Annotated in this window: 10 protein-coding genes; 4 read left to right on the plus strand and 6 right to left on the minus strand. The window is 72.7% G+C overall.

The window, feature by feature from the left end; genetic code table 11:
- Positions 1-49 precede the first annotated feature (49 nt).
- Complete coding sequence (locus AB0C25_RS31570) at positions 50-643, minus strand: PadR family transcriptional regulator (protein ID WP_357378078.1); 594 nt, start codon at positions 641-643, stop codon at positions 50-52.
- Between the two features lie 442 nt (positions 644-1,085).
- Between AB0C25_RS31570 and AB0C25_RS31575 the strand changes: the two genes are divergently transcribed.
- A complete protein-coding gene (locus AB0C25_RS31575; RefSeq protein ID WP_357378081.1) occupies positions 1,086-1,925 on the plus strand; it encodes a GNAT family N-acetyltransferase in 840 nt (279 codons plus the stop codon).
- Between the two features lie 371 nt (positions 1,926-2,296).
- Here the strand turns inward: AB0C25_RS31575 and AB0C25_RS31580 are convergent, their stop codons facing one another.
- A complete protein-coding gene (locus AB0C25_RS31580; protein WP_357378083.1) occupies positions 2,297-2,860 on the minus strand; it encodes a hypothetical protein in 564 nt (187 codons plus the stop codon).
- A gap of 728 nt (positions 2,861-3,588) precedes the next feature.
- Between AB0C25_RS31580 and AB0C25_RS31585 the strand changes: the two genes are divergently transcribed.
- Entirely contained in the window at positions 3,589-7,197 is a 3,609-nt protein-coding gene (locus tag AB0C25_RS31585; RefSeq protein WP_357378085.1) for an ABC transporter ATP-binding protein, read from the plus strand.
- Between the two features lie 47 nt (positions 7,198-7,244).
- Here the strand turns inward: AB0C25_RS31585 and AB0C25_RS31590 are convergent, their stop codons facing one another.
- The 4 genes from AB0C25_RS31590 to AB0C25_RS31605 form a co-directional block, all read right to left on the minus strand.
- A complete protein-coding gene (locus AB0C25_RS31590) occupies positions 7,245-8,309 on the minus strand; it encodes an NADH:flavin oxidoreductase/NADH oxidase (RefSeq protein WP_357378087.1) in 1,065 nt (354 codons plus the stop codon).
- A gap of 68 nt (positions 8,310-8,377) precedes the next feature.
- Positions 8,378-9,670, minus strand: coding sequence for a dicarboxylate/amino acid:cation symporter (locus tag AB0C25_RS31595; RefSeq protein WP_357378200.1), 1,293 nt, complete (start codon positions 9,668-9,670; stop codon positions 8,378-8,380).
- Positions 9,671-9,870: 200 nt separating this feature from the next.
- The gene (locus AB0C25_RS31600; RefSeq protein WP_357378089.1) at positions 9,871-10,545 is read right to left on the minus strand and encodes a DUF998 domain-containing protein; all 675 of its coding nucleotides are present in this window, start codon (positions 10,543-10,545) and stop codon (positions 9,871-9,873) included.
- Positions 10,538-11,503 carry a glutathione S-transferase C-terminal domain-containing protein gene (locus AB0C25_RS31605; RefSeq protein WP_357378091.1) on the minus strand — a complete coding sequence of 322 codons (966 nt, stop codon included), beginning with the start codon at positions 11,501-11,503 and terminating at the stop codon, positions 10,538-10,540. The genes AB0C25_RS31600 and AB0C25_RS31605 overlap by 8 nt, the downstream gene beginning before the upstream one ends.
- A 105-nt stretch (positions 11,504-11,608) precedes the next feature.
- Between AB0C25_RS31605 and pcaF the strand changes: the two genes are divergently transcribed.
- Together pcaF and AB0C25_RS31615 are read left to right on the plus strand one after the other, a co-directional pair.
- Entirely contained in the window at positions 11,609-12,814 is a 1,206-nt protein-coding gene (gene pcaF, locus AB0C25_RS31610) for a 3-oxoadipyl-CoA thiolase (RefSeq protein ID WP_357378093.1), read from the plus strand.
- A 101-nt stretch (positions 12,815-12,915) separates the two neighbouring features.
- Positions 12,916-13,728, plus strand: a complete 813-nt coding sequence (locus AB0C25_RS31615; protein ID WP_357247235.1) for an SAM-dependent methyltransferase — start codon at positions 12,916-12,918, stop codon at positions 13,726-13,728.
- Position 13,729 lies beyond the last annotated feature (1 nt).

Here is a 13,729-nt window from a genome sequence, read left to right on the forward strand (position 1 = left end):
GAGACGGCCGCTTTCGTCGCTTCGGGTGGCGCTTGTCGCGCGCCCCGGCTCACTCGGATTCGGCGAGGATCGCGTACAGCTTGCGCCGGGTCTCGTCGAGCACCTGGGCGGCCCGCTCACGCTGGTCGTCGGTGCCGTTCATCATCACCTGACGCAGGGCGTTCATCGCCTGCGCGCCGGAGTCGCGGATGTCGTGCCAACTGGTCACGGTGCCCTGGGCGACGTCCGCCCACGCCGGGGTCTGCGCCGCCTCGGTGGCTTCGGCCCGGCCGGCCTCGGTGACCGTGAACCGCTTCCGCCCGCCGCCGGACTCCTCCGTGCTGGCGACGATCACACCCTCGTCCTCCAGCAGTTGGAGGGTGGGGTAGATCGAGCCCGGACTCGGCCGCCACGCACCGCCGGTGCGCGAGTCGATCTCCTGGATCATCTCGTAGCCGTGCATCGGCCGCTCGGTGAGCAGAGCCAGCACGGCGGCGCGGACGTTGGGGCGTCGGCCCCGACCCCGGCCACGGCCTCGACCGCCCCAGGGGCCGCCGTGTCCGTGCTCGTGGCCATGACCGTGCGGACCGGGCGGGACCGGCGGGAAGCCGAATCCTCGCATCCGGGCCTCGTGCATCTGGTGGTGCTGTCGGTGGAACCTCATCGGGTTCTTCCTTCCGTAGGACTATCGCTGATGCATCAACGATATATCGGCAATGCATCGCCAACAAGCCTCCTGGGCGACTGGCGCGGTGGCTGCGCCGACAAGCCCCCTGGGCGACTGGCGCGGTGGCTGCGCCGACAAGCCTCCTGGGCGACTGGCGCGGTGGCTGCGCCGACAAGTCCCCTGGGCGACTGGCGCGGTGGCTGCTCGCCGTGGGGGTGCTCGCCCTGTCGGCGGCGTTCCGGGAGGTGATGCCGGCGGCCCGACCGGGGAGCTGCGGCACTCCGCCGCCGGCTGATGCCCTTTTATCCTGCTCTGGGCACTGTGCTCCCGGTCGTACGGTGGGCCAGGCGGACCCACCCGACCAGCGGGCCGGTCGAGCCGGTGCCGGCCTTGCCACTCGACCGGCGGAGCGGGGGGTCGATCTGGCAGGCTGGTAGGCGTGCTGACGGTGCCGGTACGCCAACTGGGGGAATCGGAGCGCCGCGCGGTCGAGCGTCTACTCGACCATGACCCGTTCGCGGGCGCGCAGGTCGCCGAGCGGATAGCCGCGCGCGGGCTCTCCTGGTGGCGGGCCGAGGGCAGAATCCTGGGGTACGGCGCGCGCCGCAACCTCGAATCGCTGTGCTGGCTCGGTGGCAACCTCACACCGGTGCTGGCGACCGACGCCGCGGTGGCCGCCTTCGCCGACCTGCTCGCTGGCGAGGAGCGGCTCTGCTCCTCCATCGTCGGCCGAGCCGATGCGGTACTCGGGCTGTGGGACCGGCTCTCGGACACCTGGGGGCCAGCGCGAGACGTCCGCCCCAACCAGCCACTGCTGGCCACCGACACCTTGCCACCCGTACCGGCCGACCCGGAGGTACGCCAGGTCCGCTCCGGCGAGGTCGATCGGCTCTTCCCGGCCGCGGTGGCCATGTACACCGAGGAGGTCGGCGTCTCCCCGCTGGCCGAGGACGCTGGGCGCAGCTACCGCCGACGGGTCAACGACCTGGTCCGGGCCGGTCGGGCGTACGCCCGCTTCGTCGACGGCAAGGTCGTGTTCAAGGCCGAGCTGGCCGTCGTCACCAAGCGGACAGCGCAGGTCCAGGGCGTCTGGGTGGCACCGGAGTGGCGGGGCCGGGGGATCGCGACGGCCGCCATGGCAGCCGTGGTCCACGACGCGTTGCTGCGGGTCGCACCGACCGTCAGCCTGTACGTCAACGACTTCAACCTCCCGGCTCGCCGGGTCTACGAGCGCTGCGGCTTCCAGCCGATCGGCACCCTCGCCACCGTCCTCTTCTGACCCCTGCTGCGTGCGGTCGTGCCGCGTGCTGCGTGCCGCGTGCCGCGTGCTGCGTGCCGCGTGCCGCGTGCTGCGTGCCCTTGCTTACAAGATCGTGCTCGATCCTTGTTGTAGTGGCCACCGTTGCCGACCGAGGGGACTACAACCAGGATCGAGCACGATCTTGCTCAGGTGGGCGGTCGGCGGTCGCGCAGCGGCGGTCGGCCATCAGTTCCCGGGCACGCCCGAGGGGTGCGTCGGGCACCTCACCACACAGCCGCTAGCCCCGACCAGGCGGCGGAGACGCCGCTGGCCGGCACCCCGGGTTGCGGGTGCCGGCCAGCGGTCGGTGTCGTGGTGCCGTGCGGTGCGGTTGTGCGGTGGTGCTGGTGTCAGCTGTTCCAGTACTGGGCGACCAGGTCGGTGGCCTGCTGCTCCCACTGGGCGTAGGCGTCCGGGTAGGCGGAGACCTGGACGGTCTGCGCGGCTTCGGTCAGCGGCATGTCCTGCCACCCGTCGACCTGCTTGAGGCCCTTGAGGAACGCGGTGGTGGAGTAGGCCGGGTCGGTGATCTGCTCCGGCGTGCCCCAACCGCTGGACGGGCGCTGTTGGAACAGGCCCAGCGAGTCGTGGTCGTTGGCGTCGCCGAGGTGGCCCAGGTTGTCCAGCTTCGACTCCTGCAGGCTCGTCGCGATCGAGATCACCGCGGCCCGCTCGGGCAGGCCGGCCTTCTTCGTGGCGGCGATGATCGCCTTGACGTTGGCGGTCTTCTCGTCGTTGAGGTCGATGTGCGACTGGTCGCCCTGCGGCTTCGGCGCCGCGGTCTGCACGGCGGCCGCGACGGGCTTGCCCTCGACCGGGTTGGCGGCGTGGGCGGCGATCGGACCGGCGAACACACCACCGGCGAACGCGAGACCAGCAACAGACAACACACTCTTACGCATGATCGTGTTCATGGGGGTAGCTCCTTCGGGGGTAGAACACCCAACCACCAACAGGGGGAACGGCGGCAGGGTGTGAGCACCTCGTCCGGCGCTGCACAAACAAGGGGAAAAGTTTGGGGTTCGGCGGGCCACGGGCTCGCGGCGCCCGGGGGTGCGGCGACACGCGAGTGGAAGGCCATGCCAAGGTCGGCGACCGCTGTGCGGGGGCTTGCGGTGCCGGGGTCCAGGTGTAACGACCGGGGGGCCGCGGTAATTCCGGGGGCGGCCCATCGGCACCCACGTGGAGGCGGTGGCCGGGGCGGTCGTTTGCGGGGACTGCAACGACCGGACCGGGTCCCGCATTCCAACCGTGGTGGGCGGGGCGGCGGGGTGGTGGTGCTGCGATCGTCAGGGTGTGTAACGACCCCGCCCCGGCCAGCATTCCGCCCCACGGGTGCGGTCGGTCACCACCCAACGACTCCCTGAATCGGACAAACCTCGCGTCAACCGCCACGCCGGGGGCATGTGCGGCGCTGGGTACCGCGCGCTCCGGTGACCATCGCCCGCCAAACCGGATGATCCACTCGACATCACGGATATCGGGGTGTCCGGGACGGGCTGACCCCCCGACATTACGGAAGCCGAGTTGATCATGGGATCGGCGGAGGCTGATGTCCTGCTCAGGGCCGGAAATTCGGTTGAATCTGGGCGTCGTCGCCGCCAGGCTGAAGTCTCCGCCACCCCACGTCCGGAGGACTTCCATGCGCCTGCTCCGTGATCTGTGGGGCACCTCGGCACGTCGGATGACGGTCGTGGCCGTCCTGATCGTGCTCGGCGCCGCCGGCCAGGCGGGCGCCTCGGCGCTGGCCGGTGCGGTCCTGGTGCACCGATCGTCCGGTTTCTTCGCCGTGCTGGCCGCGGCGCTGGTCGCGGTGGTGCTCAGCGACCTCGCGGTGAGCCTGCTGATGGCCGGCGTGACCGCGGACTGGTCCGCCGACGTACGCCGCCGGCTCTGCCGGGTCGCTCTCGGGCAGGACCTGCCCACCCTGGAGACCACCCCGGTGGGTGAGCTGCTCGACCGGATCGACGGGGACGTCTACCAGGTGGCCTCGGCGATCCGTAACCAGGGCACCCGGCTCGCCCAGGGCCTCTGCGTCGGCCTGTTGTCGATGATCGTGGCGTTGGCCGTCTGGTGGCCGGCCGGGGTCGCGATGCTGCTGCTCACGGTGCTGCTCGCCGCCGGCCTGCGGCGGCCCACGGCACGGATCGCCCCGGCCCGGATGCGCGAGGAGGAGGCGTGGTCCGACCTGGCCGCGGTGATGGAGGAGGCGGTGCACGGCCAGGACGACGTACGCACCAGCCTGGCCCGGCCGTACGTGCTGCGGCTCTACGCCCGGCGGGCCGCCGCCGTGTTGTCCCGGGGCAGCCTGGTCTGGGTGTTGTCCGCCCGGGTGGCCGCGGCCGCCACCGCGACGATCCGGGGCGGCATCGGCGCGGTGGTGCTCGGCGGGGCCTGGGCGTTGGCCACCGGCCGGATCGACGCCGCCCGGCTCACCGCCATCTGGCTGCTCGCCCTGGCCTTCGGCGCCACCGCGGAACACGTCAGCCGGATGGTGCCGGAGATCCAGGAGGCCCTGGGCGCGTGGGCACGGGTGCGGCTGCTGCACAAGGCCCGGCAGGAGCCCGTCGGCGGCGGCAGCCCGACCGAGGGTGACCTCCGCATCCGCGACCTGACCTTCGAGTACGAGGTGAGTGGCCCCGAGAGCGGCCGGGGGGCCGCGTTGCGCGGGCTCAGCCTCACCTTCGAGCGCGGACGCTCGTACGCGCTCATCGGACGGACCGGTTCGGGCAAGTCGACGTTGGCGAAGGTGCTCACCAGGGCGGTCGACGTGCCGTCGGGCAGTGTCTTCCTCGGTGGCACGGACCTCTGCGACCTCGACGTCGAGCAGTTGCGCCGCTGGGTGGCGTTGGTGCCGCAGCGTACCGAGATCCTGGCCGGCACTCTCGCGGAGAACGTCGCGCTCTACGACCCGGAGCTGCTCGACGCCGCGGCGAAGGCGCTTGACGAGTTGGGCCTGGCCGGCTGGATCGCCGAGTTGCCGGACGGGTTGGCGACCCGGCTCGGGGAGGGCGGGCACGTGCTCTCCGCGGGCCAGGAGCAGTTGGTGGCGTTCGCCCGGATCCTGGTCCGCGACCCGCACGTGGTGATCCTCGACGAGGCCACCGCGCGTCTGGATCCGGTGACCGAGGCGCGGGTGCAGCGGGCCACCGAACGACTGCTGCGCGACCGGATCGGCATCGTCATCGCGCACCGGCTCTCCTCCGTGCGCCGCTGTGACGAGGTGGTGGTGCTGGCCGACGGCGCGGTGGTCGAGGCCGGTCCACTGGAGACGTCGACGCGTTTCGCCGAGCTGCTGGCGACCAGTCACGCCGCCGCGTACGCCGCGGTGGCACCGATGGGCCGTGCCGGCGCGGGCACCGACCTGCTGGTCGGCCCCGACCCGGCCGATGCCTGGCCGAGCGTGCCGACGCCTGCGCGAGCCGAGCCGAACGAGCAGGTCAACGCCTGGCCGAGTGGGCCGGCGCCCACGCGGGCCGAGCCGAATGAGCTGGCCACACGGGAGACATCGCCCGACAGCACGCAGGGCACGGTGGCAGCGCCGCGGGCCGACCCACCGCCGCTGCCGCCCGTGCCGCCGGCCCGGACCCTGCGGGAGATCTTCCGGCTCTGCACCAACGATCCCCGGTACGGGCTGGCCGCGATCGGGTTGTTCCTCGGGCTCAGTCTGCTGGGGCTGGACGGTCCGGTGCTGCCCTGGCTCTGGGCCGACCTGGTGGACGGGACCGGCAACCCGTACCTGCCGGCGGTCGGGATCGTGGCCGGGCTGCTGATCACCCTGCCGCTGCCGTTCTACACCCACGTCTGGTTCCCGCAGTGGTGGGTGCGGCAGATGCTGCGGATCAGCCTGCGTCTGGTGCACGGCCAGACCGGGCCGCGCCGGGTCAGCTCGCACACCCCGGCGGAGGTCGTGGCGCAGGGCGGTGACACCGAGCGGGTGGTGCAGCTCGCCGACAACGTGCTGGATCAGGCCGTCGCGCTGGTCCTGGTGGTCGCCATGACGGCCGTCACCGGCAGCGTCGTACCGGGGCTGTTCTTCCTCGGCACGATGGTGGTCTCCGGGCTGGCCGCGACGCTGTTCGGGCCGAAACTCGAACGTGCCGCCCAGGCGACGGTGGCGGCGCGGGCCGCCTTCGCCACGGCTCTGGTCTCCGCGCTCTCCGCGGCACGGACGGTGAAGCTCGCCGGCGCGACCACGGCGGTGCTGCGCCACCTGGCGGGTCTGGACGTGCTGCGCAGCGACCGGCAGCGGCGGGAGATCTCGGTGCAGGTGTGGGCGCGTTCGACGCCGTCGATGGCCAGTGGGCTGTTGCCGATCGGCGCGTGGGCGCTCTACCTGAGCGGCTCGCTCTCCGCCGGGGCGGTGCTGGTGGCCGTGTCCACGTTGGGCGCGGCACGCTGGTTCGCCTGGACCACCGCTTCGTTGATCTCCCAGCTACCGTCGGCGCGGGTGTGGACGCGGCGCACGGTGGCGATGACCGGGGTGAGCACGTACTCCGCCGGGGTTGCCGCGGTCGACCTGGCGGCCGGGACGGCGCCCGCGCCGACACCCGCGCCGCGACATCCGCTGCGACGGTTGGAGTTGCGCGGTTTCGGGGTGGTGCACTCCGACGGCACGGTGGCCGTCCGCGACGTGGACCTGACCGTGCGGCGGGGGCAGTTGGTGCTTGTCGTCGGGCCGGTGGGGTCGGGCAAGTCCTCGCTGCTGCGAGGGCTGGCCGGGATCGTGCACCACACCGGTGAGCTGGCCTGGAACGGCGACCCGGTCACCGAGCCGGAGCTGTTCCTGCGGCCCAACCAGGTCGGCTACGTCGGCCAGTTGCCCCGGGTGCTGTCCGGCACGGTCGCCGACAACATCGCGCTCGGGCACCAGGTGGACGCGGCCGGCGCGGTCAGCACCGCCCAGCTCGACCACGACCTGGCCGCCGCCGGCGGTGGGCTGGGTCTGCTCATCGGGCACAAGGGCACCCGGCTCTCCGGCGGGCAGTTGCAGCGGTTGGCGCTGGCCCGGGCACTGGCACCGCGTACCGAACTGTTGGTCGCCGACGACGTGTCGTCGGCGCTGGACGTCACCACCGAGTTGGCGTTGTGGCAGGCGTTGCGCGGACACGGGGTGACAGTGGTCGGCTCGACCGCGAAGCGCGCCGCGCTGGTCCGCGCCGACCACGTGGTGGTGCTGATCGGTGGCACGGTGGCGGCCCAGGGCAGCTGGCAGGACCTGGAGGGGGACTGGTCGCACCTGGCGGGCTGACCCGTCGGACGGCTGCCCGGGACCGGCAGCCGTCCGACGGGCGGGAATCAGGCGCGGGCGTACTGCGGCGGCCCGGAGTAGACGACACCGAGCTTGGCGGCGGCCCGGCGCGGCCAGTACGGGTCGCGCAGCAACTCCCGGCCGAGCAGCACCAGGTCAGCCTCGCCGCCCGCGATGATCTGCTCGGCGTGCTCGGGCTCGACGATCAGGCCCACCGCGCCGGTGGGAACGCCGGCCTCGCGGCGGATCTGGGCGGCCAGCGGCACCTGGTAGCCGGGGCCGAGCGGGATGCGCTGGTCCGTGCTGACGCCACCGGAGGACGCGTCGACCAGGTCGACGCCGACGCCGGCCAGCTCACCGGCGAGCACCACGCTGTCCTCGATCGTCCAACCGCCCTCGACCCAGTCGGTGGCGGAGATGCGGGTCAGCACCGGCACGTCCTCGCCGACCGCGGCGCGTACCGCGCGGGCCACCTCCAGGGTGAGTCGCATCCGGGCGGCCCGGTCGCCGCCGTAGCCGTCGGTGCGGTGGTTGGTCAGCGGCGAGAGGAACTCGTTGAGCAGGTAACCGTGCGCGGCGTGGATCTCCACGGCGGCGAAGCCGGCGGCCAGCGCGCGTTCGGCGGCCGTCGCGAACGCCTCGACCACACCGGTGATGCCGGCCTCGTCGAGGGCGGTCGGCGTCCGGTAGCCGGCGGTGAACGGCTCCGCACCGGGCGCGGTGGGCGTCCAGCCGCCCTCGGCGTCCGGCACCCCGCCGCGTTCCGGCGCCCACGGCCGGTAGGTGGAGGCCTTGAACCCGGCATGCGCGAGCTGCACGGCCGGCACCGCGCCGTGGGCGGCGACGAACGCGGTCACCGGTCGCCACGCGTCGACGTGCGCGCCGGACCACAGCCCGGTGTCCTGCGGGCTGATCCGGCCCTCGGGGAGCACGGCGGTCGCCTCGGTCAGCACCAGCCCGGCGCCGCCGACCGCGCGGCTGCCCAGGTGGATCAGGTGCCAGTCGGTCGGCAGACCGTCCGGGCCGGCGGAGTACTGGCACATCGGTGCCATGGCGACCCGGTTGGGCAGGGTGACGGCGCGCAGCGCCAGGGGGGTGAACAGGGAACTCATGGGGCCATCCTCTCCGAGACGGCGACAGGCCCCCCGGGGGAGGGCCTGTCGCCGTCGGTGTGCTCTGGTCAGGCGGGAACCGGGGTCAGCTCGGGCCGGGTCTCCGCGACCGGCTCCGGCTCGATCAGGTCGCGACGACCGGCGGACTCGTACGCGGCCCGGTCGAGGGTGCCCTCGCGGGCGGCGACCACGGTCGGCACCAGGGCCTGCCCGGCCACGTTGGTGGCGGTGCGGATCATGTCCAGGATCGGGTCGATGGCCAGCAGCAGGCCGGCGCCCGCCAGCGGCAGGCCCAGCGTGCTGAGGGTCAGGGTGAGCATCACGATCGCGCCGGTCAGGCCGGCGGTGGCCGCCGAGCCGACCACCGAGACGAAGGCGATCAGCAGGTAGTCGGTGACGCCGAGGTGCACACCGAAGACCTGGGCCACGAAGATCGCGGCGAGTGCCGGGTAGATGGCGGCGCAACCGTCCATCTTCGTGGTGGCGCCGAAGGGCACCGCGAACGAGGCGTACTCGCGGGGCACGCCGAGCCGCTCGACGGAGCGCTGCGTCACCGGCATGGTGCCGACCGAGGAGCGGGACACGAAGGCCAGCTCGATCGCCGGCCAGGCGCCGGCGAAGAAGCGCAGCGGGTTGAGGCGGCCGGCGAGGATCAGCACCAGCGGGTAGACCACGAACAGCACGATGGCGCAGCCGATGTAGACGGCGGTGGTGAACTTCGCGAGGGGGGCCAGCAGGTCCCAGCCGTACGAGGCGACGGCGTTGCCGATCAGGCCGAGGGTGCCGATCGGGGCGAGGCGGATGACCCACCAGAGCGCCTTCTGGACGATCTCCAGCAGGGATCGGTTCAGCGCCACGAACGGTTCGGCGGCGTCGCCGACCAGCAGGGCCGCCGCACCGACGACGAGGGCGAGGAAGACGATCTGCAGGACGTTGCCCTCGACGAACGCGCCGACCGGGTTGGTGGGCACGATGCCGGTGAGGAAGTCGGTCCACGAGCCGGTGTTCTTCGGCGGCGTCGCACCACCCAGGTCGAGGGACACGCCCCTACCCGGGTTAATGAGCAGGCCGAGGCCGATGCCGATGCTCACCGCGATCAGCGCGGTGATGCCGAACCACATCAGGGTCTTGAGCGCGAGCCGCGCGGCGTTGGCCACACCGCGAAGGCTGACCACGCTGACCACGATGGCGGTGAAGACCAGCGGCGGTACGGCCAGCTTGAGCAGCTGGATGAAGAGGCCACCGACGGTGTGCAGGGTGCTGGTCAGCCAGCTCAGGTCGTTGGCGCGGGCCAGGAAGCCCAGCGCGACGCCGAGCACGAGGCCGAGCAGGATCTGCACGGAGAAGGGAATTTTGCGCAGGCTGAAGGGCATGAGGAATCTATCCAATTGTCCGGTCTGATCGGGGCAGGCGTGGAAACGCAGCTAGCCCGGACAGATGCCACTGGCCTGTAGTCGGAGATCGACATACAGGCGGACAGTGAGGCCCCAGACATTGGTCATCGCTAGGCGACGATACGCCGCTGGTCGGGTATCGCAAGGAGCGGTCGACGTGAGGCTCCTTACATGGGCCTCGCCTGCCCGCGGTTCAGGGCCAGTGCGGTGGCGGTGGCGAGACCCCAGGCGGCCAGCAGCACGAGGACCAGCCGCTCCAGCACACCCACCACCGCGCCCCGGCCGACGACGAGCATGGCCAGCCCGACCGTCGCGCAGAGCGGCAGGGCCAGCGCGGCGGTCACGCCGGCCAGCCGACGCACCGCCGGGCCAGCCGACCCGGACACGGTGAGCGCGAGCATCGCGAAGACCACTGACGCGGTGGCCGCGATGCTCGCTCCGCCGTGCACCAGATCAGCGGTCGTGGCTCGCTCGAACGGCGGCAACGGACAGCCGGCGGAGCAGGTCACCGCCCCGGACACGGCCGTCAACACGGCACCGGTGGCGAGCAGCGCCGGCGCTGCCGCCCACACCCCGGGAGGCAGCGCGGCACCGAGCAACAGCAACGCGGCGGCCAGGGCGAGGACCCCGATCCGGTACGTCGCGGCGTGTCCACTGCCGGCGATGCCGGCCTCGCTGACGTACCCGGTGAGCCCTGGACCGGGACCGGCGACCACGGCGACCGTCACCGCCACCGCACCGGCCAGCGCGCAACCCGCCGCGGCGGAACCGGCGGCCCGACGGGCGACGTCCGCGCCGCTCCTCGGCGCGGACGTGGTGCCGGAACGGCCCGGCTCAGCCACGCCCGTGTGGCGTGTGCCAGCCCGACTCGTCCGGCCCGAGCGGCACGATGCCGCTGGGGTTGATCTCCCGGTGGGTGCCGTAGTAGTGCCGCTTGATGTGGTCGAAGTCGACCGTCTCGCCGAAGCCGGGAGTCTGGAACAGATCCCGGGCGTACGCCCACAGGACCGGCATCTCGGTCAGCTTCTGCCGGTTGCACTTGAAGTGCCCGTGGTACGCGGCGTCGAAGCGGACAAGCGTGGTGAACAGCCGCACGTCCGCCTCGGTGATCGCGTCACCCATCAGGTACCGCTGCCCGGCCAGCCGCTCGGAGAGCGCGTCCAGCCGGGCGAAGAGCCCCCGGAACGCCTCGTCGTACGCCTCCTGGGAGGTGGCGAACCCGCACCGGTAGACGCCGTTGTTGACGTCGGTGTGGATCTCGGCCATCAGCGCGTCCAGCTCGGGGCGCAGCGCGACCGGGTACAGGTCCGGCGCGTCGGGCGCATGCAGCGACCGCCACTCGGTGGAGAAGTCGAGGGTGAGCTGCGGGTAGTCGTTGGTGACCACGCGGCCGGTCCGGGTGTCGACCAGCGCCGGCACGGTCACCCGGCCGGTGTAGTCCGGGTCGGTGGCCAGGTACGCCTCGGAGAGGAAGCTCACGCCGAGGACCGGGTCGAAGCCGTCCGGGTCGAGGGCGAACGCCCAGCCCCGCTCGTCGCGGATCGGGTCGACGGTGCCCAGCGAGATCGCGTCGTCCAGCCCGAGCAGGCCCCGCACGATCCTCGCCCGGTGCGCCCACGGGCAGGCCCGGCACCAGATCAGCCGGTAGCGGCCGGCCTCCAGGGGCCAGCGGTCCTGCTCGTCCGGGCCGCCGCCGGGTGGGGAGGTCGAGTCGGCGGTGACCCGACCGGTGAACCGGTTGGGTTGACGGACGAAAGCGCCGCCGCCGCTGGTCTCTGCGCTGAACTGGGCCCGGGCCATGCCGTCAACCTATCCGTTGCCCGCGCGGATATCCTGGCGCCCGGCAGCCCCCGCGACCCGGTGGGTGTGCCCCACCCCCGCCGTCTGCACCCCGAAGGACTTGCGATGACCGTGGCATACCTGGTGGCCGGTGTCCGCACCCCGATCGGCCGGTACGCGGGCGCGCTGGCCGCCGTCCGCCCCGACGACCTGGCCGCGCACGTGATCCGTGAACTGGTCGCCCGGCACCCGTCGGTGGACTGGGCGCGGGTGGACGACGTCGTGCTCGGCTGCGCCAACCAGGCCGGCGAGGACAACCGCAACGTGGCCCGGATGGCGGCGTTGCTCGCCGGCCTGCCCGAGGAGGTGCCGGGCAGCACCGTCAACCGGCTCTGCGGTTCGGGCCTGGACGCCCTCGCCACCGCCGCCCGGGCCGTCATCGCCGGCGATGCCGAGTTGATGATCGCCGGTGGGGTGGAGAGCATGAGCCGGGCGCCGTTCGTCCTGCCGAAGGCGACGTCGGCGTACTCCCGCTCGGCCGAGGTGTACGACACCACTCTGGGCTGGCGGCTGGTCAACCCGTTGATGCGCGACGGGTGGGGGGTCGACTCGATGCCGGAGACGGCGGAGAACGTGGCCGCCGAGTACGGCGTCAGCCGGGCCGAGCAGGACGCCTTCGCGTACCGCTCGCAGCAGCGCGCGGCCAGGGCGCAGGCCGACGGCCGGTTCGCCGAGGAGATCGTTGCGGTGTCCGCGCCGGCCGGTCGGCGCGAGACCCGGCTGGTCGAGGTCGACGAGCACCCCCGGGAGACCACGCTTGCGAAGTTGGCGGCGCTGCCCACCCCGTTCCGCGACGGCGGCACGGTCACCGCGGGCAACTCCTCGGGCGTCAACGACGGCGCGGTCGCGCTGCTGGTGGCCAGCGAGGCGGCGGTTTCCCGGTACGGTCTCACCCCGCTGGCCCGGATCGTCGGTGCGGCGGCGGCCGGCGTGCCGCCCCGGATCATGGGGATCGGCCCGGTGCCGGCCACCCGCAAGCTACTCGGCCGCCTCGGCGTCGAGATGGGCGCGGTGGACGTGGTGGAGCTGAACGAGGCGTTCGCGGCGCAGTCCGTGGCGGTGCTGCGGGAGTTGGGGCTGCCCGTGGACGCCGACCACGTCAACCCGAACGGTGGGGCCATCGCGCTGGGACACCCGCTCGGTGCCAGCGGCGCGCGGCTGGCGCTGACGGCCGCCCTGGAGCTGCGCCGCCGCGGTGGCCGCCGGGCTCTGGCCACCATGTGCATCGGCGTCGGTCAAGGCATCTCGCTGATGCTGGAGTCAGCCGCCTAGAGTGGTGCACACCACACGACCCGCGGGTCGGCCGGTGCTCGCGCACGCCCGTCGACGCCGGTGCCGCCCCGCGCCGCGGCGATGAACTGGGGAGCACGCTGATGCCGGACGGACTGCCGACCGAGATCGATCTGACCAGGCCGAGCGCGGCCCGGGTGTACGACTATTTCCTGGGCGGGGCGCACAACTTCGAGATCGACAGGCAACTGGCCGAGCAGATCGCCAGCATGACCCCGAATCTCGCCGCCACCATGCGTGCCGGCCGGGAGTTCCTGCGCCGGGCCGTCCGGGTGCTGCTCGACGCCGGCATCGACCAGTTCCTCGACATCGGCTCCGGAATTCCCACCGTGGGCAACGTGCACGAGGTGGCCCAGGGGGTCAACCCGAAGGCCCGGGTGGTGTACGTCGACATCGACCCGGTGGCGGTCGCGCACAGCCGGGAGTTGCTCGCCGGCAACGAGCTGACCGGGGTCATCCACGCCGACCTGCGCGAGCCGGAGCGGATCCTCGCCGAGACCCGGCAGCTCGGGCTGATCGACTTCAACCGGCCGATGGGCATCCTGCTGGCCGGGGTGGTGCACTTCATCCCGGACGGCGACCGGCCCGAGGAGATCCTGGCCGCCCTGCGGGCCGCCGCCGCGCCGGGCAGCTTCCTGGTCGTCTCGCACTCCACCTTCGAGGATCAGCCACAGGAGATGCTGGACGCCCAGCGCCTCTCCGCCCGTACCGCAACCGAGATCACCCTGCGCTCCCGCGCGCAGGTCACCGGCTTCTTCGGCGACTGGACCGTCCTGGAGCCGGGTGTGGTGCACATGCCGCTCTGGCGACCGGACTCACCGTCCGACGTGGACGAGCACCCGGAGCGGTTCGGCGCCTTCGGCGGTGTCGCCCGGTACGACCAGCCCGCCGGCTGAT

This window comes from Micromonospora sp. NPDC048839 (assembly GCF_040649915.1).
GTDB lineage: Bacteria > Actinomycetota > Actinomycetes > Mycobacteriales > Micromonosporaceae > Micromonospora.

Excerpts from the sequence above, each read along its gene's own strand:
- AB0C25_RS31570 (WP_357378078.1), bottom strand. The coding sequence starts at position 643 with ATGAGGTTCCACCGACAGCACCACCAGATGCACGAGGCCCGGATGCGA.
- AB0C25_RS31580 (WP_357378083.1), bottom strand. The coding sequence starts at position 2,860 with ATGAACACGATCATGCGTAAGAGTGTGTTGTCTGTTGCTGGTCTCGCG.
- AB0C25_RS31585 (WP_357378085.1), top strand. The coding sequence starts at position 3,589 with ATGCGCCTGCTCCGTGATCTGTGGGGCACCTCGGCACGTCGGATGACG.
- AB0C25_RS31590 (WP_357378087.1), bottom strand. The coding sequence starts at position 8,309 with ATGAGTTCCCTGTTCACCCCCCTGGCGCTGCGCGCCGTCACCCTGCCC.
- AB0C25_RS31605 (WP_357378091.1), bottom strand. The coding sequence starts at position 11,503 with ATGGCCCGGGCCCAGTTCAGCGCAGAGACCAGCGGCGGCGGCGCTTTC.
- pcaF (WP_357378093.1), top strand. The coding sequence starts at position 11,609 with ATGACCGTGGCATACCTGGTGGCCGGTGTCCGCACCCCGATCGGCCGG.
- AB0C25_RS31615 (WP_357247235.1), top strand. The coding sequence starts at position 12,916 with ATGCCGGACGGACTGCCGACCGAGATCGATCTGACCAGGCCGAGCGCG.